This window comes from Lentzea sp. NPDC102401 (assembly GCF_044765805.1).
Lineage (GTDB): Bacteria > Actinomycetota > Actinomycetes > Mycobacteriales > Pseudonocardiaceae > Lentzea > Lentzea sokolovensis.
Window position 1 is genome coordinate 628,738 of the sequence record NZ_JBIWKS010000003.1, and the last position, 22,971, is coordinate 651,708.

The 22,971-nt window shown below is 68.3% G+C and carries 24 protein-coding genes and 1 pseudogene; 16 read left to right on the forward strand and 9 right to left on the reverse strand.

What is annotated here, in order from left to right; translation table 11 throughout:
- Positions 1–942 carry a threonine aldolase family protein gene (locus tag ACIRG5_RS13755; RefSeq protein ID WP_402904930.1) on the reverse strand — a complete coding sequence of 314 codons (942 nt, stop codon included), beginning with the start codon at positions 940–942 and terminating at the stop codon, positions 1–3.
- A gap of 183 nt (positions 943–1,125) precedes the next feature.
- Here ACIRG5_RS13755 and ACIRG5_RS13760 point away from each other — a divergent pair, with 183 nt between their 5' ends.
- The 7 genes from ACIRG5_RS13760 to ACIRG5_RS13790 are packed head-to-tail and all read left to right on the forward strand — an operon-like array spanning position 1,126 to position 6,520.
- Entirely contained in the window at positions 1,126–1,644 is a 519-nt protein-coding gene (locus ACIRG5_RS13760; RefSeq protein WP_093595689.1) for a SigE family RNA polymerase sigma factor, read from the forward strand.
- Between the two features lie 20 nt (positions 1,645–1,664).
- Positions 1,665–2,339 (forward strand): hypothetical protein, encoded by a 675-nt coding sequence (locus ACIRG5_RS13765; protein ID WP_402904518.1) that lies wholly within the window; start codon positions 1,665–1,667, stop codon positions 2,337–2,339.
- A 27-nt stretch (positions 2,340–2,366) separates the two neighbouring features.
- A complete protein-coding gene (locus ACIRG5_RS13770) occupies positions 2,367–2,948 on the forward strand; it encodes a TetR family transcriptional regulator (RefSeq protein ID WP_319976609.1) in 582 nt (193 codons plus the stop codon).
- A 57-nt stretch (positions 2,949–3,005) separates the two neighbouring features.
- Positions 3,006–3,539: a SigE family RNA polymerase sigma factor gene (locus tag ACIRG5_RS13775; protein ID WP_319976610.1), complete on the forward strand. Its 534-nt coding sequence runs from the start codon at positions 3,006–3,008 to the stop codon at positions 3,537–3,539.
- Positions 3,536–4,288: a hypothetical protein gene (locus tag ACIRG5_RS13780; RefSeq protein WP_402904520.1), complete on the forward strand. Its 753-nt coding sequence runs from the start codon at positions 3,536–3,538 to the stop codon at positions 4,286–4,288. Before ACIRG5_RS13775 ends, ACIRG5_RS13780 begins: the two co-directional genes overlap by 4 nt.
- 25 nt (positions 4,289–4,313) lie before the next feature.
- Positions 4,314–5,732, forward strand: coding sequence for an adenylosuccinate lyase (purB, locus tag ACIRG5_RS13785; RefSeq protein WP_402904522.1), 1,419 nt, complete (start codon positions 4,314–4,316; stop codon positions 5,730–5,732).
- A 2-nt stretch (positions 5,733–5,734) separates the two neighbouring features.
- Positions 5,735–6,520: an MOSC domain-containing protein gene (locus ACIRG5_RS13790; RefSeq protein WP_402904523.1), complete on the forward strand. Its 786-nt coding sequence runs from the start codon at positions 5,735–5,737 to the stop codon at positions 6,518–6,520.
- Here the strand turns inward: ACIRG5_RS13790 and ACIRG5_RS13795 are convergent.
- Positions 6,517–6,954: a hypothetical protein gene (locus ACIRG5_RS13795; RefSeq protein ID WP_402904525.1), complete on the reverse strand. Its 438-nt coding sequence runs from the start codon at positions 6,952–6,954 to the stop codon at positions 6,517–6,519. The two genes, ACIRG5_RS13790 and ACIRG5_RS13795, sit on opposite strands and share 4 nt — an antisense overlap.
- Positions 6,955–7,044: 90 nt before the next feature.
- On the opposite strand from ACIRG5_RS13795, the gene ACIRG5_RS13800 reads away from it, so the two are divergent.
- Both ACIRG5_RS13800 and ACIRG5_RS13805 read left to right on the forward strand, forming a co-directional pair.
- On the forward strand, positions 7,045–7,920 hold the full coding sequence (locus ACIRG5_RS13800) for a phosphoribosylaminoimidazolesuccinocarboxamide synthase (protein WP_402904527.1): 876 nt from the start codon (positions 7,045–7,047) through the stop codon (positions 7,918–7,920).
- Between the two features lie 50 nt (positions 7,921–7,970).
- Positions 7,971–8,621 (forward strand): DUF2334 domain-containing protein, encoded by a 651-nt coding sequence (locus tag ACIRG5_RS13805; protein ID WP_402904528.1) that lies wholly within the window; start codon positions 7,971–7,973, stop codon positions 8,619–8,621.
- Here the strand turns inward: ACIRG5_RS13805 and ACIRG5_RS13810 are convergent.
- A complete protein-coding gene (locus tag ACIRG5_RS13810) occupies positions 8,584–9,207 on the reverse strand; it encodes an MBL fold metallo-hydrolase (protein WP_402904530.1) in 624 nt (207 codons plus the stop codon). The genes ACIRG5_RS13805 and ACIRG5_RS13810 overlap by 38 nt on opposite strands.
- A gap of 264 nt (positions 9,208–9,471) precedes the next feature.
- Here ACIRG5_RS13810 and ACIRG5_RS13815 point away from each other — a divergent pair, with 264 nt between their 5' ends.
- Positions 9,472–10,398: a trypsin-like serine peptidase gene (locus ACIRG5_RS13815; protein WP_402904532.1), complete on the forward strand. Its 927-nt coding sequence runs from the start codon at positions 9,472–9,474 to the stop codon at positions 10,396–10,398.
- Here ACIRG5_RS13815 and ACIRG5_RS13820 read toward each other — a convergent pair.
- Positions 10,382–11,362, reverse strand: a complete 981-nt coding sequence (locus tag ACIRG5_RS13820; protein ID WP_402904534.1) for an NAD-dependent epimerase/dehydratase family protein — start codon at positions 11,360–11,362, stop codon at positions 10,382–10,384. The genes ACIRG5_RS13815 and ACIRG5_RS13820 overlap by 17 nt on opposite strands.
- Before the next feature lie 125 nt (positions 11,363–11,487).
- The gene (locus ACIRG5_RS13825) at positions 11,488–12,099 is read right to left on the reverse strand and encodes a hypothetical protein (protein WP_402904536.1); all 612 of its coding nucleotides are present in this window, start codon (positions 12,097–12,099) and stop codon (positions 11,488–11,490) included.
- A 182-nt stretch (positions 12,100–12,281) separates the two neighbouring features.
- On the opposite strand from ACIRG5_RS13825, the gene purS reads away from it, so the two are divergent.
- From purS to purL, 3 genes are read left to right on the forward strand one after another with little or no spacing between them, the layout of a single operon-like run.
- Positions 12,282–12,521 (forward strand): phosphoribosylformylglycinamidine synthase subunit PurS, encoded by a 240-nt coding sequence (gene purS, locus ACIRG5_RS13830; protein ID WP_030465889.1) that lies wholly within the window; start codon positions 12,282–12,284, stop codon positions 12,519–12,521.
- The gene (gene purQ / locus ACIRG5_RS13835) at positions 12,518–13,189 is read left to right on the forward strand and encodes a phosphoribosylformylglycinamidine synthase subunit PurQ (RefSeq protein ID WP_402904538.1); all 672 of its coding nucleotides are present in this window, start codon (positions 12,518–12,520) and stop codon (positions 13,187–13,189) included. Before purS ends, purQ begins: the two co-directional genes overlap by 4 nt.
- Positions 13,186–15,438, forward strand: a complete 2,253-nt coding sequence (gene purL / locus ACIRG5_RS13840; RefSeq protein WP_402904540.1) for a phosphoribosylformylglycinamidine synthase subunit PurL — start codon at positions 13,186–13,188, stop codon at positions 15,436–15,438. Before purQ ends, purL begins: the two co-directional genes overlap by 4 nt.
- A 33-nt stretch (positions 15,439–15,471) precedes the next feature.
- Here purL and ACIRG5_RS13845 read toward each other — a convergent pair whose 3' ends face one another.
- Positions 15,472–16,263, reverse strand: coding sequence for a lysozyme (locus ACIRG5_RS13845; RefSeq protein ID WP_402904542.1), 792 nt, complete (start codon positions 16,261–16,263; stop codon positions 15,472–15,474).
- Between the two features lie 42 nt (positions 16,264–16,305).
- On the reverse strand, positions 16,306–17,145 hold the full coding sequence (locus ACIRG5_RS13850; protein ID WP_402904544.1) for an aldo/keto reductase: 840 nt from the start codon (positions 17,143–17,145) through the stop codon (positions 16,306–16,308).
- A gap of 78 nt (positions 17,146–17,223) precedes the next feature.
- On the opposite strand from ACIRG5_RS13850, the gene ACIRG5_RS13855 reads away from it, so the two are divergent.
- The gene (locus ACIRG5_RS13855) at positions 17,224–18,117 is read left to right on the forward strand and encodes a LysR family transcriptional regulator (RefSeq protein ID WP_402904546.1); all 894 of its coding nucleotides are present in this window, start codon (positions 17,224–17,226) and stop codon (positions 18,115–18,117) included.
- Between the two features lie 165 nt (positions 18,118–18,282).
- Here the strand turns inward: ACIRG5_RS13855 and ACIRG5_RS13860 are convergent.
- Both ACIRG5_RS13860 and ACIRG5_RS13865 read right to left on the reverse strand, forming a co-directional pair.
- Positions 18,283–18,732, reverse strand: a pseudogene (locus tag ACIRG5_RS13860) (pentapeptide repeat-containing protein); the annotation flags it as partial.
- Between the two features lie 256 nt (positions 18,733–18,988).
- A complete protein-coding gene (locus ACIRG5_RS13865; protein WP_402904548.1) occupies positions 18,989–19,855 on the reverse strand; it encodes a hypothetical protein in 867 nt (288 codons plus the stop codon).
- 71 nt (positions 19,856–19,926) lie between these two features.
- On the opposite strand from ACIRG5_RS13865, the gene ACIRG5_RS13870 reads away from it, so the two are divergent.
- Both ACIRG5_RS13870 and ACIRG5_RS13875 read left to right on the forward strand, forming a co-directional pair.
- The gene (locus tag ACIRG5_RS13870) at positions 19,927–20,745 is read left to right on the forward strand and encodes an SAM-dependent methyltransferase (protein WP_402904549.1); all 819 of its coding nucleotides are present in this window, start codon (positions 19,927–19,929) and stop codon (positions 20,743–20,745) included.
- A 54-nt stretch (positions 20,746–20,799) separates the two neighbouring features.
- The gene (locus ACIRG5_RS13875; protein WP_402904550.1) at positions 20,800–22,965 is read left to right on the forward strand and encodes a putative bifunctional diguanylate cyclase/phosphodiesterase; all 2,166 of its coding nucleotides are present in this window, start codon (positions 20,800–20,802) and stop codon (positions 22,963–22,965) included.
- Positions 22,966–22,971 lie beyond the last annotated feature (6 nt).

Consider the following 22,971-nt stretch of genomic DNA (forward strand, 5'->3'; position numbering starts at 1 on the left):
TCAGACGTCCTCTCGAAGCCGGCGCAGCACCTCGGCGATGTCGGACGAGTCCACGTCGCCGTGCGTCACGAACCGAACCTTGCCTGACATGGGACTGGCGAAAACCCCGACCTCGCGCAACGACAACAGCGTCTTGTCCAGGTCGGGCACCGACGCCAGCACGATGTTCGTGGCGGGCTCGGCCACCTCCCAGCCCAGCGTCCGCAGTCCGGAAGCCAATTCATCGGCTTTCGAATGATCGTCGGCCAGTCGATTAATCCGGTCGAGGGCGACTAGACCCGCCGCGGCCAGCACTCCGCCCTGCCGAACCCCGCCACCCAGCATCTTCCGCACCCGCCGGGCCTCGACGACGAACGACGCGGACCCCGCCACCACCGATCCGACCGGGGCACCGAGCCCCTTGGACAGGCACACCTGCACGGTGTCCACCCCCGCGGCCAGATCCGCCAAAGGCACCCCGAGAGCGACGGACGCGTTCCACAGCCGGGCCCCGTCGAGGTGGACCGCCAGCCCGATCGACCGAGCCGCCGCCACCAGCGAAGCGTGCTCGTCGACCGAGGTCACCGTGCCGCCGGAAGCGTTGTGCGTGTTCTCCAGGCACAACAACGTGGTCCGCAGCCCGTAATAAGGAGACTCACCACCGCCGGTGGCGACCACGGCCTCAGGAGTCATCGAGGCAAGCGCGTGCGGCATCCCACCGGCCAGCCACGCGGCGGTCCCGAGCTCGGCGTCGAGCACGTGCGCGCCGAGCGGGGCCAGGAACCGGTCACCACGATCCAGGTGCAGGAACAAGGCGATGAGATTGCCCATGGATCCGGAGGGAACCCACAGCGCGGCCTCGACCCCGAGCAACCCGGCCACCCGCTCCTCCAGAGCGGCCATGGTCGGGTCGTGGTCCAGCACGTCGTCGCCGACCTCGGCCGCGGCCATCGCGCGGCGCATGGCCTCGTCGGGCTTGGTGACGGTGTCCGAGCGCAGGTCGATGGGGGTCACGAGCTCGATCACATCACATCCGGTGAACGACCGAGGGGGTGATGTAGCTCTCGCCGGTGGTTCGTGCAACCGTTGGTGCCTCAGTTTCCGTCCAGTCAGTGCAACTCGAGGAACGAGCGGAGAGCAGTCCGCGTGGATCAGCGCGACGAGCAGGAGTTCGCGGAGTACTTCGTGGCTCGCCGTGAGGCTGTGCGCCGAACGGCATACCTGCTGTGCGGCGACTGGCACCGCGCTGACGACTTCGCGCAGACGGCCTTCGTCGCGGTGCACAGGAGGTGGCGGAAGATTCGGGACAAGCAGGCTCTTGACGCCTACGTCCGCCGCACCGTCGTGCGCGCGGTGATCGACGAGTCACGTCGTCCGTGGCGTCGCGAGAAGTTCACCGACGAGATGCCCGAGTCGCCGACGACGGACAACGAGATCGGCGAGACGGTCGCGACGCGCGAGGCGTTGCTGAAGGGCCTGCGCAGAGTTCCGCCCAGGCAACGGGCCGTGCTCGTGCTCAGGTTCCTCGAGGGCCTGGACGTCACGGCCACGGCCGAGGCGCTGAAGTGCTCGGAAGGAACTGTGAAGAGTCAGACCGCGCGCGGGCTGGCAGCGCTCAGGGAAGCTCTGGGTGACGCCATCGACGACCTGCGACCGGCGTCGTGACCAGCGAGAGGAGGACGTAGATGGACGAGCAGAAGCTCGCGGACCTGTTCCGCGACGCAGCACAGGACGCACCACCGGCGTCCTTCGACGCGGGTGACGTCCGCACGGCTTCGCGCCGCGCCACGCTGCGAAGGCGCAACTCGATCGCCGCCGGCACCACCCTGGTCGTGGTGCTCGGATTCGGCGGAGTCTTCGCCGCCAACAGCTGGGTGAGTCAGGACTCGAGCAGTTTGAACAGCGCGGGTTCTGGGCAGAATCGTGACAACGCGGCAGAATCCCCGATGACCGCACTCGAGGTGAAACCGTCTACAGGCTTCTCCGGTGAAAGCAAGTCCACGCAGGGGGACGCGCAGACGCCGGGAAGCACTGGCCCTTCGGCCAGTGAAAGCGCAGTGCAGGGCTGCGCAGGTGTGGACCGAGAGCTCGCTGACGCCCTCGCCGACGAGCTTTCGGTCTCACCGGACTTCGCAGTGTCGCCCACGCTGACCTGCTCGCCCGACTCGCGCTCGGCCGCGTACAAGATCGACGGGCTGACGATCACCGCGATCGTCACGCCGCAGCCCTTCGAGGCGCCCGCCGGTGCGGAGAAGGTGCGGACCGGCAGCGGCCAGGACCTCTACGTGTTCACCGAGGGCGACGGGGAGCTGAAAGGCCAGGCCAAGCGGTTCGCGGACGCACTGGCCCCCAGGTTCTGATCGTCCGCCCAGTACTCTGGCTCGACTATGACGGCAGCAACTCCCAAGGGTGAGCGCAGGCGGCAGGCGCTCGTGGAGGCCGCGTCCGGCCTGTTCTCCGAGGGCGGGTTCGACGCGGTCCGGCACCGCGCGGTCGCCGAACGCGCAGGTCTGCCGCTCGCGTCGACCACGTACTACTTCGACTCGCTGGACGAGCTGATCATCGCGGCCGTCGAGTTCCACGGCCGCAGCGAGCTCGCGAGCTTCCGGGGACGGCTCTCGTCGCTGCCCGAGCAGATGACCGACGACGTGCTCGTGGAGTTCATGCTCGACCTGCTGGTCGGCGAGGACGCGACCGACATCGAGGCCGTGCTGCTGCGCTACGAACGCCTCGTCGCGACCGGCCGCCGCCCGTACCTGCGGCCGTTGATGCGCGTGCTGTCGACCGAACTGCGCGAGCTGATCGCCGACGTCTTCGCCCGCTCGGGCCGGGACATCGGGAGCGACCGGGTCGAGGAGCTGATCGCATTGGTGGACGGATCTGTGGTCAACTCGTTCATCGAGCTGAAGTCGGACCCTCGCGGCGTGGCGGCCAGGATGCTCCGTTCGGCTCTTTCGCGTCACGCCTGATGCAACCTCGCGTTCCTCCCATGCGTTCCCCTGGTTGAGGACGCGAGAGGGGAACGCATGCGCAAGGCCGATGAACAGGGCTTTCGTGAATTCGCGGCAGCCAACGCCGCGTCTTTGCGACGTACTGCGTATCTCTTCTGTGGCGACTGGCACACAGCCGAAGACCTGATGCAGTCGAGCCTCATGAAGATGTACGTGGCGTGGAAGCGCATCAAGGACCTCGACAACCTGATCGCGTACGCCCGCAAGGTGCTGCTGCGCACCTGGCTGGACGAGAAGCGCAGGCCTTGGCGCAGAGCCGAGCAGCGGGACGGGGAGCTGCCCGACGCCGCGGACGCCACCGTGGATCCCGACACGACCAGCGCGAAGCTGTGGGCGCGCGAGCTCGTGCACACCGCGCTGCTGCAGGTGCCGCCGAGGCAACGGGCGGTGCTCGTGCTGCGGTACTTCGAGGACCTGCCGGTCGCCGAGGTGGCGGTGGCCATGGGATGCACCGAGGGAACGGTCAAAAGCCAGACGGCGCGCGGTCTCGCGACACTGCGCACCATCGTGGAGAAGCTCGACAACAGTTCGGGGAGGGTCGCGTCGTGAGTGAGCAGGAGATCCGCGAGGGAATGCTGCTGGCCGTCTGGGACGAGCCGCCGCTCGACTTCGACCCCGACACCCTGATCAGGCGGGTCGAGCAGAAAAAAAGTCGTCGACGAGCGCTGGTCGCTGTGGGCGTGGCTACGGCGATGATCGCCGTCGCGTCACTCGCGCTGCCCGGCCTGCTGCCGCGTGACCGGGACAGCCAGCTCGGCGCCGACACCACGACGAACTCCTCCGCGCCGCCGACCTTGTCGGTGGACAAGAAGGCCCAGCGCATCGGCGACCAGCTGGCGCAGCGGCTCGAGCAGCAGGTGCCGGACTTCAAGGACATCGGCGCGGGCTTCCACTCCGGCGGTCGCACGTACCCGCCGTACTCGACGTCGAACGCGCAGAAGCGGCCAGACGAGCCGGAGCTCTCCGGTTTCGTGTACTTCACCGACCTGCTCGGGCCGACCTCGATGGAGGTCGTCGCCGGCAAGAACCAGCCGATCGCGACGGCCTTCTGCCAGAGCGCCGTGCTGTGCCACGAGGTGCAGCAGCCGGACGGATCGGTCGTGACCGAGATCGAGCTCGCCGAGGGCGCCGACATCTCGTCGTCGATCGTGGTGCGGACGTTCCGGAGCGGGTACACGGTCAAGATCGGCGCCTACAACTACAACGTCTCGACGCAACTCGGTCTCCGGCAGACCGTGCCGGTGCGCGTGGGGGTGCTCACAGCCCTGGTCACCGACCCGGCCATCAACTGGGAGTGAGTGCGGGGTGCACTAATCTGAGTGCGTGACGAAGCCCCGCATCGCCAACGTCCTCGCAGGTCGCTACGCCTCCACGTCGCTCGCGACGCTCTGGTCGGCCGAGCACAAGATCGTGCTGGAGCGCCAGTTGTGGCTCGCGGTGCTGAGGGCGCAGGCGGCCGCGGGCATCGACGTCCCGGCGACCGCGGTCGCGGACTACGAGCGCGTGCTGGAGCAGGTCGACCTCGAGTCGATCGCCGCGCGTGAGCGGGTGACGCGGCACGACGTGAAGGCGCGCATCGAGGAGTTCAACGCGCTCGCGGGCCACGAGCAGGTCCACAAGGGAATGACCTCGCGCGACCTGACCGAGAACGTCGAGCAGCTGCAGGTGCTGCGGTCGCTGGAGCTGATCAGGTCCAAGGTCGCCGCCGTCCTCGGCCGCCTCGCGCGCCTCGCGGCCGAGCACTCCGACCTCGTCATGGCCGGCCGTTCGCACAACGTGGCCGCCCAGGCGACGACGCTGGGCAAGCGCTTCGCGACGGGCGCCGACGAACTGCTGGTCGCGTTCTCCCGCCTCGACGAACTGATCTCGCGCTACCCGTTGCGCGGCATCAAGGGCCCGGTCGGCACGGCCCAGGACATGCTCGACCTGCTCGGCACGCCCGAGAAGCTGGAGGAGCTGGAGCGCACGGTCGCGGGTCACCTCGGCTTCGAGCGCGTGCTCACGAGCGTCGGCCAGGTCTACCCGCGCTCGCTCGACTTCGACGTCGTCTCGACGCTCGTGCAGCTCGCCGCGGCGCCGTCCTCGGTGGCGAAGACCATCCGGCTCATGGCGGGGCACGAGCTGGTGACCGAGGGCTTCAAGCCCGGCCAGGTCGGGTCCAGCGCGATGCCGCACAAGATGAACACCCGCTCGTGCGAGCGCGTGAACGGCTTCGCGGTGATCCTGCGCGGCTACCTGTCGATGGTCGGCGAGCTCGCGGGCGACCAGTGGAACGAGGGCGACGTGTCGTGCTCGGTGGTCCGCCGAGTCGCGCTGCCCGACGCGTTCTTCGCGTTCGACGGGCTGCTGGAGACGTTCCTGACGGTGCTGGACGAGTTCGGCGCCTACCCGGCCGTCGTCGCCCGTGAGCTGGACCGCTACCTGCCGTTCCTCGGCACGACGAAGGTGCTGATGGCCGCCGTGCGCGCGGGGGTCGGCCGGGAGACCGCACACGAGGCCATCAAGGAGAACGCGGTGGCCGTCGCGCTGGCGATGCGCGAGCAGGGCCTGGCGCAGAACGACCTGCTCGACCGGCTCGCCGCGGACGAGCGGCTGCCGCTCGACAAGGCCGCCCTGGACGCGCTGCTGGCCGACCGCCTGTCGTTCACCGGCGTGGCGTCGGCGCAGGTCGCGTCCATCGTGGAGCAGGTCGCCGCGGTCGTCGACAAGTACCCGGCCTACGAGCCGGAGCCCATTCTGTGATCGTGTCCGAGCTGGTCGTCCACCCGGTCAAGGGATGCGGTGGACACTCCGTCGCATCCTCCGCCGTGGAGCCGACCGGCCTGCGCGGCGACCGGATGATGATGCTGGTCGACGACGAAGGCGTGTTCCTGTCGCAGCGCAAGATTCCGGAGATGGCCGCGCTGCGTCCGTCCCTCGTGGACTCCTCGCTGTCGATCGGCGGCGAATCCTTCCCGGTCGTCGTCGACGGGCCCCGGGTTCCGGTGGTCGTGCACACCTGGCAGGGCTCCGGAATCGACCAGGGAGACGCTGCCGCGGCGTACTTCTCCCACGTTCTCAGGAAGTCCGTGCGGCTCGTGCGGACGCCATCGGACCTGCGCCGCGAGACGACCGGCGAGACCACCGGAGTGGTCGGATACGCGGACGGCAACGCGTTGCTGGTGCTCTCGCTGTCCTCATTGGACGGCCTGAACGAGCGCATCCTGGAACGCGGCGGCGAACCGGTGCCGATGAACCGCTTCCGCCCCAACGTGGTCGTGTCCGGCTGGCCGGAACCGCACACCGAGGACCGGGTTCGGCGCGCGGCGATCGGTGACGTGGAACTGGCCTACGCCAAGGACTGCGTGCGTTGTGCCGTGCCGATGGTCGACCAGGGGACCGGGCTGAAGGACGGCCCAGAGCCGATTCGTTCGCTGGCGACGTACCGGCGTGACCCCGACGGCGGCGTCACGTTCGGCATGAAGGCACAGGTCGTGCGCACCGGCACGATCAGCGTCGGTGACAAGATCGACGTGCTGGAGTGGGCTTAGGCCTTCTGCCAGCGCAGCCGGTCGCCACGCTGAGGATCCTTGCGGCACACCAGTTTCTCGCCGATCAGCCCGATGCCGTTCGCGCCTTCGGGATCGCAGCGCGCGCCCTCGTTGACCAGGAGTCCCTGCTGCGGGGGCTCGGTGGTCGTCGGCTGCTGCACGGCGGGAGGAGTCTGCGTGGGCGGCGGCTTCGGCTGCGTGGTCTTCGTGGTGGTGGTCGTCGTCGCCGCTGAGGACGACCCCTTGACCGTGATCTCGACACCGTCCGGAGTCGGGACGATGGTCACCGACTGGGGCGTGCTCGAAGTGAGCGAACCTCCTGCGGCAGGAGACGAAATGGGGCTGGAGTCGAAGCTCCACCCGGCCACGCCCAGCACGATGAGCAGTCCCAAGCTTGCCAAAGCCGGGATCCACAGGGCCTTTCTAGGGAGCACGGGTGCACCTTAAGCTTCTTTTGCCTTGATCTGTAGTGGTGCGGGGGTGTACGTCGGTTTGCGAAACTCGGGCCACGTAGGCTGACCAGCGTGCCTACGCTCGCTGACTACCAGCACGTCGCCCGCGGCAAGGTTCGCGATCTGTACGACGTGGACGACGAGCTGCTGTTGTTCGTCGCGTCCGACCGCATCTCGGCGTACGACCACATCCTGAGCACGGAGATTCCCGACAAGGGCCGCGTGCTCACCGCGATGAGCGTGTTCTGGTTCGAGCGGCTCGCCCCGAACCACCTGGTCGCGTACGACGACCCGCGCATCCCCGCCGAGGTCCGCGGCCGCGCGCTGCTGGTGCGCAAGCTGAAGATGGTCGACGTCGAGTGCGTGGCGCGCGGGTACCTGACGGGCTCGGGCATGGCCGACTACACCGCGACCGGTGCGGTCTGCGGGATCGAGCTGCCGGCCGGTCTGGTCGAGGCGTCCGAACTGGACCCGCCGATCTTCACGCCCGCCTCGAAGGCCGAGATCGGCGCGCACGACGAGAACGTGTCGTTCGACGTCATCGCCGAGAAGCACGGTGTCGAGCTGGCGTCGAAGCTGCGCGACCGGACGATCGAGCTGTACAGCGAGGCGCGCGCGTACGCGTTGACGCGCGGTCTGATCCTCGCGGACACGAAGTTCGAGTTCGGGCTGGACGCCTCCGGTGAGCTGATCCTGGCGGACGAGGTCTTCACGCCGGACTCGTCGCGCTACTGGCCGGCCGAGGGCTACGAGCCCGGTCGCGTGCAGCCGTCGTTCGACAAGCAGTACGTGCGCGACTGGCTGACGTCCTCCGCGTCCGGCTGGGACCGCAAGAGCGACGTTCCGCCGCCCGCGCTGCCCGCGGACGTCGTCGAGGCGACCCGTCAGCGGTACGTCGAGGCGTACGAGCGGCTCACCGGCCGGTCTTTCGCTGACTGGCTGGCGTGAGTTAGCGCCGCTTTCACGCGGATGTCACCACGGCATGGCGCACTCATACGGTGCATTCACAGCTCGTGGTCTCTCTGTCCGGCATCGGTCCGCAGACACTCGACCGATGCGCTGATCTAGCCGCGGCCCTTGATCCGCGGCAGGTGCCGTTGTCGCTGCTCGTAGCACCTCGCGAGCTCGGCAGGGCACAGGAATGGGTGCGGCAGCGCGCCTCGCACGGCGACGCCGTCGTGCTGCACGGCCTCGGTCAACGGCGGCTGCCGGCCTACGAAGCCGGGTTGTTGCTGACGGGCGCACGTCTGCAGATGGACGCCATCGGGCTCAACGTCGACACGTTCGCGCCACGGCGTTGCGTGGCGTCGCCCGGGACGTTGATCGCGCTGGCCAAGCACAGGTTCCAGCGCTGCGCCGACGCGCACGCCGTCCGTGAGGTCGGCAGCGGCCTGGCGACCCTGGGCCGCCTGCACGCGCTGACCGAGCGCACCAGCTTCGGTGAGTTGCGGTCGCTCGCGCTGGTCTACGCGGCCGCCAGGTCCGCGCGCCGCGGTGGACTGACCCGGATCACCGTCGACGCGCGCGACCTGCACCGGCCCGGTGCACGGCAGGCCGTGCTCGACGCCGTGGACATCGCACTCGCCCACGACGCCGCGCCGACCACCTACGTCAAACTGCCGTCTCCTCGCCTGGCGTCAGCGGCCTGAACTCGGTGCCCTCCGGCTTGAGGTTCGAGATCATGCCGTAGGCGAACGCGGGCATGGCCAGCAGCTTCTCGTGGATGGGCACGGCCACCCGCGGGCGGACAGCGCGCAGGAAGTCGACGGTCTCGCCGAGGCGCATCCACGGAGCCATGGTGGGCAGGCCGAGCACGTCGACGTCCTCGTCCGGCACGAACAGGGCGTCTCCGGGGTGGTAGAACGCGCCGTCGTTGATCACGTAACCGGCGTTCGGGATGACCGGGATGTCCTCGTGGATCACCGCGTGCGTGCCGTTGACGACCTTCACGGTGATGTCGCCGACCTTGAGCACGTCACCCGGCCGGGCGACGGTCGGGTTCTCGACCTTGGGCGCGCTGCCCTCGTCCACGATCAGCTGCGCCTGCGGGTTGGCCTTCAGCAGCGCCGGCAGCCGTTCCTCGTCGAGGTGGTCGAGGTGCTGGTGGGTGACCAGCACGGCGTCCAGGTCGCGGACCTCTTCGAACCCGGCCGAGAACGTGCCGGGGTCGATCAGGATTCGCGTCGATCCCGACTCCAGAAGCACACAGGCATGGCCGAAATGGACAAGTTGCACGGATTCCTCCATTACCGACTTTTGGCGGGCTGACACAGTCAGGTGACGTCGGAAGTATCAAAAGGCATGAGGAAAACCCTGCAACTCCTCACGGCACTGGCGCTTGCCCTGCCGATGACGACCATCGTCCCTGCTATCACCACCTCTACACCTGCTGAGGCCTCGTCGCCGCAGACGCAGGAGATCGGAACTGAGGAAAACGTCTCAGTCCGCGTGGGTGGCGCGAATCGTTCGACGTCGATCGAACGACCGGGGTCCGGTTACGTGAAGCTGCATTTCACGGACCTGCGGATCCTGCCCGGCGACGTGCTCACGGTGTCGAACCCTGACGGCACCGAGAAGTACACGTACACGAGAGATCTGAAGTCCTCGCTGACCGCGACGCTCGACGCGTCCGGCTTCTGGGCCATGTCGATCACGGGCGACCGCGCGGTCGTCTCCGTGACGAACCCGCTGTCGCGCGTGCGGATCGACAAGCTCACGCGCGGCTACACCGACGCCGAGATGTCCTCGCAGCCGTCCGTGCAGAGCATCTGCGGCACGAACGACTACAAGGACGCGGTCTGCTACCAGTCCAGCAACCCCACCGAGTGGGGCAAGACCGCGTCCGTGGCGAAGCTGCTGCGCAACGGCAGTTCGCTGTGCACGGCGTGGCGCGTCGGCCCCAACAACCGCCTGCTGACCAACAACCACTGCTTCACCAGCGTCAGCGGCATCGAGGTGTGGTTCAACTACCAGTGCCCGACCTGCGGCGGCACGGCTACGGCCACCGTCACCAAGGTGCTGGCGGCCCAGGTCCTCAAGACCGACGCCGCGCTGGACTACACCCTCTTCACCGTGAACAACTTCGCGTCCATCAGCTCGTTCGGTTACCTCGAACTGGACGCGCGCGTTCCGGCCGTGGATGAGGAGATGTACATCGTCGGCCACCCGGCCGGGAAGCTGAAGAAGCTGTCGTTGCGCGACAACAACAACGGCGGCGGCTACTGCGTCGTGCGTGCCGTGCGGGTGAACGGCAGTTCGTCGCAGTCCGACATCAGCTACATGTGCGACACCGAAGGCGGCTCGTCCGGTTCGCCGGTGCTGTCGAGGCGCACGCACAAGGTGATCGGGCTCCACCACTTCGGCGGCTGCCCGAACCAGGGCGTGCGCATCGACCTCGTCGCCGCGCAGATCAACTCACTGCTGTAAGGATTTCCTGCTCTTCCTGCTGGGTGAGTCCCGCCTTGCGGGGCCGGTCCAGCCCGAGGCCGCGCTCGTACTTCAGCGAGTCGAGCGCGGTCTCGGCCAGCGGCCTGACGCGCAGCCCGTTCGCCAGCGCGTTGCTGACGTCGCGGCCGACCATCTTGGCCCACTCCTGCGGCAGCCACAGCGGCAGCGACCGCGGCCCGGCCCACGGGTTGACGTTGAGCTCCTTCAACACGCTCTCCGGCACCGGTACGAGCTGCGTCCCCGGCTGTGCGGTGGCCCCGGCGATCTCGCCGATGGCCATCTGGAACGGCATGACCGGACCGGTCGAGTCGTACGTGCCCGTCACCCGCTCCTCGGCCGCGAACACGATCCACTGCGCCAGATCCCGCGCGTCGATGTGCTGGAACCCCAGGTCGGGGCTGTCCGGCACGACCACGCGCCCACCCTGGGCCATCCGCCCCGGCCAGTACCCGAACCGGTCGCTCGGGTCGTCGGGCCCGGTGATGAGCCCGGCTCTGACGATGAACTCGCGGCTCGCCACGGCCTCGCGCACCGCGATCTCGCTGGCCACCTTGACGCTGCCGTACCGCTCGGCCGTGAACTCCTCGGCCGGGTCGTCCTCCAACGGCGGCAACAGCTCGTCACTGCCCGTCGAATGGTCCGCGTAGACGGAGATGCTGGACACGAACGTCCAGTGCGGCGTGGTCGCCCCGAACGCCTCCAGCGCGTCCCGAACCCAGTTCACCGAGTACTTCGACACGTCGATCACCGAGTCGAACTGCTCGCCGGCCAGTGCGTCGAACGCACCGGGCCTGTTCCTGTCGACCGGGACGAGCGTGGCTCCCTCGGGCACCCCGCCGGAGGCACCGCGGGCAGCGCAGACCACGTCGTGGCCGCGGCGGACGGCCTCCGCCGTGATGGCCTTGCTGAGGAACACGGTTCCGCCGAGCACGAGGATCTTCATGATCTCCAGCATCCGTCCGATCGGGCTCGGCTGCCACAGGTCTCGCTTTCGGCGAAATAGCTTGTTGGAATAGGTCCAATATCGGGTCGTTCGGATCCGATCAGTTGGACTTGATGAACTGTTGTTCAGGTTCTGCCGATGGACGTTCCGTGAGTCTGCACGCCTTCGTCGACGAGTCGCGACGAAACAACACGTACCTGCTGGCGGTGGCCCTGGTGCCGCCCGGCCAGCTCCACAAGTTCCGCAAGACCCTGCGCTGTCTGCTGATGCCAGGACAGCGGGAGCTGCATTGCAAGAAGGAGACTTCCAGCCGTCGCAAAGCGATCGCGTCCCGAATGGTGGACGCGCAGGTCTCCGTGCGGCTGTACAAGCGCAGCTGTGACCAGGGTGACGAGCAGGCGCGCCAAACGTGCGTCCGGCGGCTCGTCGAGGATCTGCTGAAGGCCGGCGCTCATCGGCTCGTCCTTGATTCTCGTGCCCAACGAGACCTGCATGACCTCTTGACGATCCGCACGTCCCTCGGCCGCGTCGCCTTGTCCACGAACCTCGTCTACGAGCACTGCCGCAGCAGCAACGAGGAGCTGCTGTGGATCGCTGATTTCGTGGCCTGGTGCTACGGCTCCGGCGGTGAGTGGCGGGAGCGGGTGATGCCCGTCGTCGAGTCGATCGTCGACCTGGATTACCCCTATAAAGCGCGATACCCAGCCGTCGACCGTCCGGACGTGGGCTGGGTACACTTCCTCGGCTTACGGGCCTCGGCTGATACCACTGTACCAAACCCCACCGCCGAGACAAGCTCGTTCACCCGAAGGTGGACCGGTGACGATGTGCCCCCGAACACGTGTCGGGAGGATGAACGCACAGGTCAGATAGGCTCTCGAGGTACCGCCAGCCCCTCTGATCCCGGGAGCAGTCTGTCGTGGCCCGAGTCGTCGTCGACGTCATGCCGAAGCCCGAAATTCTCGACCCCCAAGGCCAGGCGGTGGCGAACGCGCTGCCTCGTCTCGGCTTCGACGGCATCACCGCCGTCCGTCAGGGCAAGCACTTCGAGCTGGAGGTCGCCGACGACGTCGACGACGCCACGCTCGCCAAGATCGCCGAGACCTTCCTCGCCAACCCCGTGATCGAGGACTGGACCGTGCGCAGGGTCGAGGCATGAGGGTCGGTGTCATCACCTTCCCCGGCACTCTCGACGACGTCGACGCGCAGCGGGCCGTCCGATACGCCGACGGGGAAGCCGTGCCGTTGTGGCACGGGGATCACGACCTGAAGGGCGTTGACGCCGTCGTCGTGCCCGGTGGGTTCTCCTACGGCGACTATCTGCGGTGTGGCGCCATCGCGCGGTTCGCGCCCGTCATGCAGGAAGTGATCGAGGCCGCGAACAAGGGGATGCCGGTTCTGGGCATCTGCAACGGTTTCCAGATCCTCGCCGAGGCCCATCTGCTGCCCGGCGCGCTCACCCGCAACCACAAGCTGCACTTCGTGTGCCGCGACCAGTGGCTGAAGGTCGAGAACAACACCACGGCCTGGACCGGCCGGTACGACCTGAACGCCGAGATCCTCGTGCCGCTGAAGTCGGGCGAGGGCGGCTACCAGGCCGACGAGGACACCCTCAAGGAGCTCGAGGACAACCAGAGGGTCGTGTTCCGGTACGTCGGTGAGAACCCGAACGGCAGCCGCAACAACATCGCCGGCATCACCAACGCAAGGGGCAACGTCGTCGGCCTCATGCCGCACCCCGAGCACGCCATCGACGCGCTCACCGGCCCCACGGACGACGGTCTGGGCGTGTTCCTGTCCCTGCTCGACACGGTGGTGAACGCGTGATCGACACCGTCAAGAACGCCGAGGCGACGCCCGACCAGGAGCAGCCCTACAAGGAGCTGGGCCTCAAGGACGACGAGTACGCGCGCATCAAGGAGATCCTGCAGCGCCGCCCGACCGACGCCGAACTGGCGATGTACTCGGTCATGTGGAGCGAGCACTGCTCCTACAAGTCGTCCAAGGTGCACCTGAAGTACTTCGGCGACACCACGACCGACGAGATGCGCAGCAAGATGCTCGCGGGCATCGGCGAGAACGCCGGCGTCGTCGACATCGGCGACGGCTGGGCCGTCACGTTCAAGGCCGAGAGCCACAACCACCCGTCGTACGTCGAGCCCTACCAGGGCGCCGCGACGGGTGTGGGCGGCATCGTCAGGGACATCCTCGCGATGGGCGCGCGGCCGCTCGCGGTCATGGACCCGCTGCGGTTCGGCAAGCCCGACGCCGATGACACGAAGCGCGTCCTGCCCGGCATCGTCGCGGGCGTCGGCGGCTACGGGAACTGCCTCGGCCTGCCGAACATCGGCGGCGAGGTCGTGTTCGACGAGTCCTACCAGGGCAACCCGCTGGTCAACGCCCTGTGCGTCGGTGCGATGCGGGTCGAGGACCTGCATCTCGCGCACGCGAGCGGCACCGGCAACAAGGTCATCCTCTACGGCGCGCGCACCGGTCTCGACGGCATCGGTGGCGTGAGTGTCCTCGCGAGCGAGACGTTCGACGACTCCGCCGGCAAGCGCAAGAAGCTGCCGAGCGTGCAGGTCGGCGACCCGTTCACGGAGAAGGTGCTGATCGAGTGCTCGCTGGAGCTCTTCGAGAAGGGCATCGTCGCGGGCATCCAGGACCTCGGCGGTGCGGGCCTGTCCTGCGCGACGAGCGAACTGGCGTCCGCGGGTGACGGCGGCATGCACGTGTGGCTCGACCGCGTCCCGCTCAGGGCGAAGAACATGACCCCGGCCGAGATCCTCTCCAGCGAGTCCCAGGAACGCATGTGCGCGGTGGTCGAGCCGGCCAACGTCGAGGCGTTCATGGAGGTCTGCGCGAAGTGGGACGTCATCGCCACCGAGATCGGTGAGGTGACCGAAGGCGACCGCCTGGTCATCACCTACCACGACGAGGTCGTCGTCGACGTGCCTCCGCGCACCGTCGCCCACGAGGGGCCGGTCTACCACCGGCCGATCCAGCGTCCCGCCGACCAGGACGAGCTGCAGGCGAACACGCCGGACAGTCTCCCGAGGCCCGAGAACCTGCTGGAACTGATCAAGATCATGGCGGCCAGCCCCAACCTGGCTTCCAAGAAGTGGGTCACCCAGCAGTACGACCGGTACGTCCGCGGCGGCACGGTGCTCGCGCAGCCCAGCGACGGCGGCATGATCCGGATCGACGAGGAGACGGGCCGCGGTGTGGCTCTCTCGACCGACTGCAACGGCCGCTACACGAAGCTCGACCCGTACGAAGGTGCGAAGCTGGCGCTGGCCGAGGCGTACCGGAACGTCTCAGCGACCGGTGCGACGCCCGTGGCCGTCACGAACTGCCTCAACTTCGGCTCGCCCGAGGACCCGGCGGTCATGTGGCAGTTCGAGCAGGCCGTGAAGGGTCTCGCGGACGGCTGCGCGGAGCTGGGCATCCCGGTGACCGGCGGCAACGTCAGCTTCTACAACCAGACCGGCTCCACGGCGATCCTGCCGACGCCGGTCGTGGGCGTGCTGGGCGTGATCGACGACGTGCGGCGCCGCATCCCCACCGGGATCGGGGCCGAGGCCGGCGAGACGCTGCTGCTGCTCGGCGAGACGCGCGACGAGTTCGGCGGGTCGGAGTGGGCGCACCACGTCCACGGCCACCTGGGCGGACTGCCGCCGAAGGCTGATCTGCAACGCGAGAAGCTGCTCAGCCAGGTCCTGGTCGCGGGCTCCCGTGACGGCATGGTCTCCGCCGCGCACGACCTGTCCGAGGGCGGCCTGGCCCAGACGCTGGTCGAGACGTGCCTGATCGGTGAGGTGGGTGCGCGGGTCTTCCTCGAAGGCGACCTGTTCACCGCGCTGTTCAGCGAGTCCGCTGGCCGCGTGCTGGTCGCCGTGCCGCGCACCGAGGAGCAGCGCTTCACCGACATGTGCACCGCGCGCAGGCTGCCGTGGCGCAAGGTCGGTGTGGTCGACCCGGAGTCGAACGCCCTGGAGATCCAGGGCCTCGGCGAACTCCCGCTGGACGAGCTCCGCGAGGCCTGGGAGGGCACCCTCCCGGCCCTGTTCGACTGAGCACCAAGGGCCCCGTCGCCGGCGGGGCCCTTCTCAGCTCGTGGCGATGCGCTGGAGCTGCTCGAACTGGCCGTTGAACAGGTTCTGGTCGCCGGGGAAGAGCCCGGCCGCCTGCCACTGCCAGATCGTGTGGAAGTCGAACCCGACCGGCAGCGGCCCGAGCTTCGAGGTGTAGTGCGCGATCCACAACGGGTTGGTGTCGCCGAACTTCACCGAGCCGCCGACGCACTTGTTCCACCAGCTCGTGGACGTGTAGATCGCCGGATAACGCCTGGTGCGGGCGAAGACCGTGTCGCTGAACTCCTTCACCCACGCGGTCATCGCAGTCTGGTTCATGTTGTAGCAGGTGTCGCCGTACGGGTTGTACTCCATGTCGAGCGCGGGTGGCAGCGTCCTGCCGTCGGGTGACCAGCCGCCGCCGTTGTCGACGAAGAAGTTCGCCTGCGCCACGCCGTTCGCGCGGTCCGGCAGCGCGAAGTGGTAGGCGCCGCGGATCATGCCGACGCCGTAGGAACCGTCGTACTGCTGGGTGAACTTCGGGTTCCGGTAGTGGACGCCCTCGGTCGCCTTGACGTAGGAGAACCGGGCGCCTTTGTCCCAGGAGGAACTCCAGTCGACATCGCCCTGGTGGCTGCTCACGTCCATGCCGGGGACTTTGCCCTCGGTGGGCGGGGACTCCTCCGCACGAAGGGTGCCGGCGCCCTCGTGTTTGAGGATCTGGGATCCCGCTGTGTGGTCCGCGGAGCCCTCGGGCAAGGGCGCCGCGGACGCGGGTGCCGGCGTCATGCCGGCGACGATCGCCACGATGCTGATCAAGGTCCGCATGGGTTAGATCGTGCGACCATTTGTCGCAATTTGCTACCGGGGTCACCCGTCCAGGCGGGACAACTCCTCGGCGGACAACTCCAGGTGGGTGGCCGCGGCCGAATCCGAGATGCTCGCCGGTCGAGAAGCACCCGGAATGGGGACTACCACTTCCGACTTCGCGAGCATCCACGCGAGACAGACCTGGTGGGGGCTCACACCGTGCGCCTCGCCGACCTCCTTGAACGGACCCGCCAGCGCGCCCGCCTTGCCGATGCCGCCGAACGGGCTCCACGGCAGGAAGGCGATGCCGAGCTTGTCGCACAGCTCCAGTTCGGGCTCACTCGATCGGAACGACGGTGAGAACTGGTTCTGCACGGCCGCGAGCCGTCCGCCGAGGATCTCGTTGGCGAGCACGATCTCCTCGGGGTTGAAGTTCGAGACGCCCGCGTAGCGGATCTTGCCGCTGTCCAGGATCTCCTTCAGAGCCCCGACCGACTCCTCGATCGGCGTCTTCGGGTCCGGCCGGTGGAACTGGTAGAGGAAGATCTGGTCCACCCCGAGCCGCCGCAGCGACCCGTCGACGGCCTTGAACAGGTACTCCGGCCGTCCGTCGAGCTCCCAGCCGCCGCCCGGCACGCGCGTGTGCCCGCCCTTGGTCGCCACGAACACCTCTTCGGAACGGCCGCGCAGCCCTTCGGCGATGAGCGACTCGTTGTGGCCGAAGTCGGTGTCGTCGAGCGAGTAGGCGTCGGCGGTGTCGATGAACGTCACGCCCGCGTCCAGCGCGGCGTGAATGGTCTCGATCGCCTGTGCGCGCTCTGGCCTCCCCTGGACGGAGATGGGCATGCCGCCCAGACCGATGGCGCTGACTTCCACTTCTCCGATGCGGCGCTTCTGCATGTCCTCCACTCTGGACCCTGACGATTAAGCTGTCCAACACAGAGAAGTGATCTCATTCAGCAGCGACGGTGATGAATCGTGGAACTCAGGCAGCTTCAGTACTTCATCGCGGTCGCCGAGGACTGCCACTTCACCAGGGCGGCGGGCCGGATGCACGTCACCCAGTCCGCGCTGTCGGCGTCGATCAGGGCGCTGGAGGTGGAGCTCGGCGCGCCGCTGTTCCTGCGCACCACCCGTCAGGTCGAGCTGACCCAGGCCGGACGGGCGCTGCTGCCCGAGGCGCGTCGAGCGTTGGGCAGTGTCGAGTCGGCCAGGGACGCCGTCGCCGCCGTCCAGGGGCTGCTGCGCGGCACGTTGTCCGTCGGCAGCCTGCAGTGCCTGCACGTGGTGCACCTGCCCGCGGTGCTGTCGCGGTTCCACGAGCTGCACTCCGGCGTGGAGATCAGGATGCGCCAGTCCGGCAACGCCGAACTGGTCGAGGACGTCCGGGCGGGCCGGCTCGACCTCGCGTTCGTCACGAGGCAGCCGAAGATCGCCGACGACCTGCGAATGTCCACTTTGGCCAGTGAGCCGCTCGTGCTCGCGTGTGCGCCGGGAAGTCCTTTCGCCGCAAGGGAGTCCGTCGAACTGGCGGAGCTGGACGGTCAGCCGTTCGTCGACTTCAACGCCGACTGGGGCACGCGTGACGAGGCAGACCGGGCGCTGGCCGCCGCCGGTGTCGAGCGCAAAGTCGCCGTCGAGGTCAACGACGTGCACTCCCTGCTGGACTTCGTCGCGTTCGGACTAGGTGTCGCGCTAGTCCCGCAGTCCTTCGCCCTCAAAACTGACCGCGCGCACTTCGTCGGCCTTCGCGGGACGGTGCCCGTCGCCGAGACCGTCGTCGTCACCGCGAACACCGTCGGCGCCGCCGCGAGCGTCCTCCTCGACATGGTTCTCGAAGCCAGGGCCGGCCGCCTCCGTGCTGCCGGTTAGGTGCCAGCCGGTCGCGGGCCTGCGGAACTCGGTCTCCTCCAGAACCTTCATCTCGCCGTCCTGCTCGGCGGGAGGTTTAGGGGACGGGTGGAAGAACCTGCCCACCCTGGCGAACCCCATCTTCTTGTTGCCCAGGTTGACCACACCGGCGAACGTCGTCTCCTCGAAGGAGATCCCGCCCGTGAACGTGGCGTTCTCCAACTGCAGCCTGCCGTGGAAGGTGCCGCCGGAGAACAGCGTCACGCTCTTGACGCGGACGTTCCGCAGGTTCGTGATGCCGTAGAACTGCGCACGCCGGGCGACGAACCGGTTCACGTACCGGCCGTCCAATGAGAAGTACTCCAGGGTCGCGCCCGTCAGGTCCAGGTCGAAGGACTTGTGCCTGCGCTTCTTCCCCCACGACAGGGTGTCCTTGATCAGCCGTTGCGCGGTCAGCCGGACCTGGTGCTCCTGCCGCTTCTCGTCCTCCACCGGGGTGAAGTCCTGATCCGGGTCCCCCGGCAACCTCTGGTGCGGCGGGTAGTCGAACGGGCGGCGCAGGTAGGCGCACAGCACGTCGAGGACGGTCTGCCGGTAGCGGGGTGTCGACTTGGCGAGCCACGCCAGCGCGTGCATCGCGCCCACCCGCACCTGGTCGGCCTCGTTGCCCAGCAGCTCGACCGAACGCGCGAACCGTTCGTCGGCGACCTTCTCGCTCTCCAGGTAGTGCTTGCGGTCGTTGAGCCACAACGCGTACAGCGCGACGATGGCGCCACCTGCCACGCCGGCGGTCTTCACCAGTTCGATGGCGGGCGCGTTGACGAGGAACAGCGCATAGCCGGTGCCCGCCGTCACGGCAGCGGCGAGCAGCACCGCGATGAACCAGCGCACGTCAGTTCCTCCACGCTTCGGGAAGATCGGGTTGCACGGCGAACGTACAGCCGTCCGCCTTCACCTCGGCCCACTCCGAGTTCGCGAACTTGGTCTCGCCGCCGAACTTCGTGTCCGTGAAGATGGCGATCCCCTGGGCCTTGAACCTGCTGAACCAGGCCCTGCCCACGATCTCCGTGTGGTGCATGTGGAACCGGCCGTTCATGGTGGCCTCGGTGACGTAGAAGTGGCCGTGGATCTTCATGTGGTGGAACGAGTTCGAGTCCTCGAAGTGGGCGACGCGGATGTAGAGGTCGCCGACCTGCCGGTACGACAGGTCCATGAACTCGAGGTGCGCCTTGGTCAGGTTGAGGTCGTAGATCGGCGGGTTCTTCTCCTCCAGACGCGGCAGCAGGTCCTCGATGAGGCGCTGCGAGGTGAGCCGGACCTCCAGCTCGATCTCCTCGGGGTCGTTGCGCGTCTTCTTGTACGGCTGGCGCAGGTACGCGCAGAGGATGTCGAGCACGGTCTGCGTGTACTCGATCCTGGACTTCGCGAGGCCGGCGAGCGCGTGCATGGCGCCCACCCGCACCTGGGCGGTCTCGTGGCCGAGCAGCTCCACGGCGCGTGCGAACCGTTCGTCGGCCACGCGGGACCGGTCGTGCTCGATGCGCTGGCTCTCGAGCTCCTGGCGCGCCTCCTCGACCTTGCGGCGCCGGTCGTTCAGCCACAACGCGTAGAGGGCGACGATCGCGCCGCCCGCGAGACCACCCGTCTTGATCGCCTCGTGCTTGGGCGCGCCGGGGTCCAAGAGCAGGAGCACGCCGCCGACCAGCACGAACGCGCCGATGGACGCGAGAATGGTCGACAGGAGCAAACTTTTCCTCACGAGGTCGGCATTCTGCCAAGCGGCGGGTGCATGATGGGCGCGAACGGTACGAACGCGGGTGGGGTGAGCGGGTGGAGCGGCCGAACTGGGCCCCGGGGGACATCGACCTGGAACGGCCGAGTGTCGCGCGCGTGTACGACTACTGGCTCGGCGGCGCGCACAACTTCGCCGCGGACAGGGCCGTCGCCCAGAAGACCCTGGAGACGATGCCGGAGATCCGGGACGTCGTCCTCAACCACCGCGCGTTCCTGCGCAGGGCCGTCCGCTACCTGCTCGGCCAGGGCGTCCGGCAGTTCCTCGACCTCGGTTCCGGCATCCCGACCGTCGGCAACGTGCACGAGATCGCCCAGGCCGCCGATCCCGAGGCCCGGATCGTCTACGTCGACATCGACCCGGTCGCCGTCGCGCACAGCCGCTCGATCCTCAACAGCAACGGGCACGTGAGCGTGCTGCAGGCCGACGTCCGCGACCCGGCGAACGTGCTGGGCTCGCCCGAGGTCGACAAGCAGCTCGACTTCGACGAGCCGGTCGCCGTGCTGATGATCGCGCTGCTGCACTTCGTGTCGGACGACGACGACCCGTGGGGCATGATCGGCGGCTATCGCGACCGCCTGGCCCCCGGCAGTTTCCTCGCGCTCTCCCACGCCGGTTACGAGGCGGACGAGGAGACGGACGCCTCGCGGGAGGCCCGCAAGATCTACAACCGCGACGTCACGCGCACGACGTTCAGGGACAGATCAGAGCTCACCCGCCTGTTCGACGGGTTCACGCTGGTCGAGCCGGGGCTGGTCAGGGTGCCCGCCTGGCGTCCCGAGTCACCGGCCGACGTCGCGGAGTCCGGTATGCGCTTCCCCGGCTTCGCCGCGCTGGGCCGGAAGGCTCAGAGATGACTCCGGACGGCGACCGGCCGTATGCTGCGCGTTCGTGGGGTTAGGGCCGAGAAGATGACCGATCGGGTTGACCAGCGGGTGCGTGAGGAACGCTCTCCTTTGAGCCCGGCCGTACTGGCCGGTGCCGAGTCGTTCGCGCGCAGCTGGGCCACGGCCGTCATCGGGTCGAGCTACGTGCCCATGACCAGGGCCGAGGTCGCGCAGCACCTCCAGGACCTCACCGAGTTGCTGGTCGAGGCGCTGTTCGCCAGCCCGTTCCGCACCGCCCCCGGCTACGAGATCGGCTCACGGCTGGTCGACGCCCACTTCACCGGCACCGACACGCTGGGCCGCACCGTGCAGCTGCTCGGCGACGACCTGCTGGCCGAACTGGGCTTCCCCGGCGACGAGCGGCTGCAGTCCCGCCTGGCGGCCCTGCAGGGCGCGCTGGCCGCCGGCTACGCCCGCGCTTTGCGGGAACGCACCCTCGCCGAGCAGGAGGCGATCAGGGCGGCCGTCCTGGACGCCCGCGACCAGGCGGAGGCGGCGCTGCGGGCCTCGGAGGCCCGGTTCCGCGCGATGTTCACCGAGGCCGCGATCGGCATCGGCATCGCGGCCATCGACGGCCGGATCCTCGACGTCAACCAGGCGTTGCAGGACATGCTCGGGTTCAGCGTCGAGGAGATGCGCCAGTACAACGTGCGCGACCTCATGCACCCCGAGGACGCGGGCAGCGTGTGGCGGCTCTACGACCAGCTCATCGCGGGCGAGTGCGACCACTATCGGGCCGAGAAGCGCTTCCACCGGGCCGACGGCGAGCAGGTGTGGACGCACCTGACGTTGTCGCTGGTCCGCGACGACCACGGCGAGCCGCAGTACCAGGTCGCGATGATCGAGGACGTCACCGACCGCCACCTGCTGCAGAACCGCCTGCGCTACCAGGCCCTGCACGACCCGTTGACCGGCCTGCCGAACCGGGCGCTGTTCCTCGAACGCCTCGGGCGCGTGTTCAACAACCGCGCCAAGCACGTCCGGGCCGGTCTCTGCTACCTCGACCTCGACGGTTTCAAGGTCATCAACGACTCGCTGGGCCACGACACAGGGGATCAGCTGCTGGTCGAGGTCGGCCGCCGGCTCGACCACTCGGTGTCCGGCGAGGGCAAGCTGGTCGCGCGCATGGGCGGCGACGAGTTCGTGATCCTGGTCGAGGGCTCCTCCGGCGAGCAGGACATCGTCGACGTGGCGGGCAGGGTGCTGACCGAGCTGGAGGTGCCGATCCGCATCGCCGGCCACGAGCTGTCGGTGTCCGCGTCGATCGGCATCGTCGAACGGCAGCTGTCCGGCACGACGTCGGCGGACATGATGCGCGACGCGGACATCACGCTGTACTGGGCCAAAGCCGACGGCAAGGCGCGCTGGGCGTTGTACGACCCGGAGCGCAACGCCCGCGAGGTCGCCAGGTTCACGTTGTCCGCCACGATGCCACGCGCGTTGGAACGCGGTGAGTTCTACGTCGAGTACCAGCCGCTGGTGCGCCTGGAGGACTCCACCGTCACCGGTGTCGAGGCCCTGGTCCGCTGGCAGCACCCGGAGTTCGGGCGGCTCGCGCCGGACCGGTTCATCGAACTCGCCGAGGAGACCGGCCTGATCGTCCCCTTGGGACGGTGGGTGCTGCGCAAGGCGTGCGAGGAGGCCCGGCGCTGGCTGGAGGAGTTCGGCGACGCGGCCCCGTTCGTGTCGGTGAACCTGGCCGTGCGGCAGTCGCGCGACCCCGAGCTGGTGCGCGACGTCAAGCAGATCCTGGACGAGTGCGCGCTGCCGCCGCACCACCTGCAGCTGGAGCTCACCGAGTCGGCGATCATGGGCACCGCCGACGAGCCGCTGGAAGCGCTGCGGGCGTTGTGCGACATGGGTGTGCGCATCGCGATCGACGACTTCGGCACCGGCTACTCGAACCTGGCCTACCTCAAGCACCTGCCCGTGCACGAGTTGAAGATCGCCGGGTCGTTCATGGAGGGGCTGCGCGCCGAGAACGAGGAAGACCCGGTCGACTCGCAGATCGTGGCGACGCTGGTGCAGCTCGCGCACGCGTTGTCCTTGGGCGTCACGGCCGAAGGTGTGGAGACGCCCGCGCAGGCCGCGCGGTTGTTGCGGCTGGGCTGCGACACGGGGCAGGGCTGGTTCTTCGCGCGGCCGGGCCCGCCGGAGAACATCGACAGTCTTCTGCGTGGTGATCTCTAGCTCGGG

Excerpts from the sequence above, each read along its gene's own strand:
- ACIRG5_RS13755 (WP_402904930.1), bottom strand. The coding sequence starts at position 942 with ATGCGCCGCGCGATGGCCGCGGCCGAGGTCGGCGACGACGTGCTGGAC.
- ACIRG5_RS13850 (WP_402904544.1), bottom strand. The coding sequence starts at position 17,145 with ATGCAGAAGCGCCGCATCGGAGAAGTGGAAGTCAGCGCCATCGGTCTG.
- ACIRG5_RS13765 (WP_402904518.1), top strand. The coding sequence starts at position 1,665 with ATGGACGAGCAGAAGCTCGCGGACCTGTTCCGCGACGCAGCACAGGAC.
- ACIRG5_RS13775 (WP_319976610.1), top strand. The coding sequence starts at position 3,006 with ATGCGCAAGGCCGATGAACAGGGCTTTCGTGAATTCGCGGCAGCCAAC.
- ACIRG5_RS13875 (WP_402904550.1), top strand. The coding sequence starts at position 20,800 with ATGACCGATCGGGTTGACCAGCGGGTGCGTGAGGAACGCTCTCCTTTG.
- purQ (WP_402904538.1), top strand. The coding sequence starts at position 12,518 with ATGAGGGTCGGTGTCATCACCTTCCCCGGCACTCTCGACGACGTCGAC.
- ACIRG5_RS13770 (WP_319976609.1), top strand. The coding sequence starts at position 2,367 with ATGACGGCAGCAACTCCCAAGGGTGAGCGCAGGCGGCAGGCGCTCGTG.
- ACIRG5_RS13820 (WP_402904534.1), bottom strand. The coding sequence starts at position 11,362 with ATGAAGATCCTCGTGCTCGGCGGAACCGTGTTCCTCAGCAAGGCCATC.
- ACIRG5_RS13845 (WP_402904542.1), bottom strand. The coding sequence starts at position 16,263 with ATGCGGACCTTGATCAGCATCGTGGCGATCGTCGCCGGCATGACGCCG.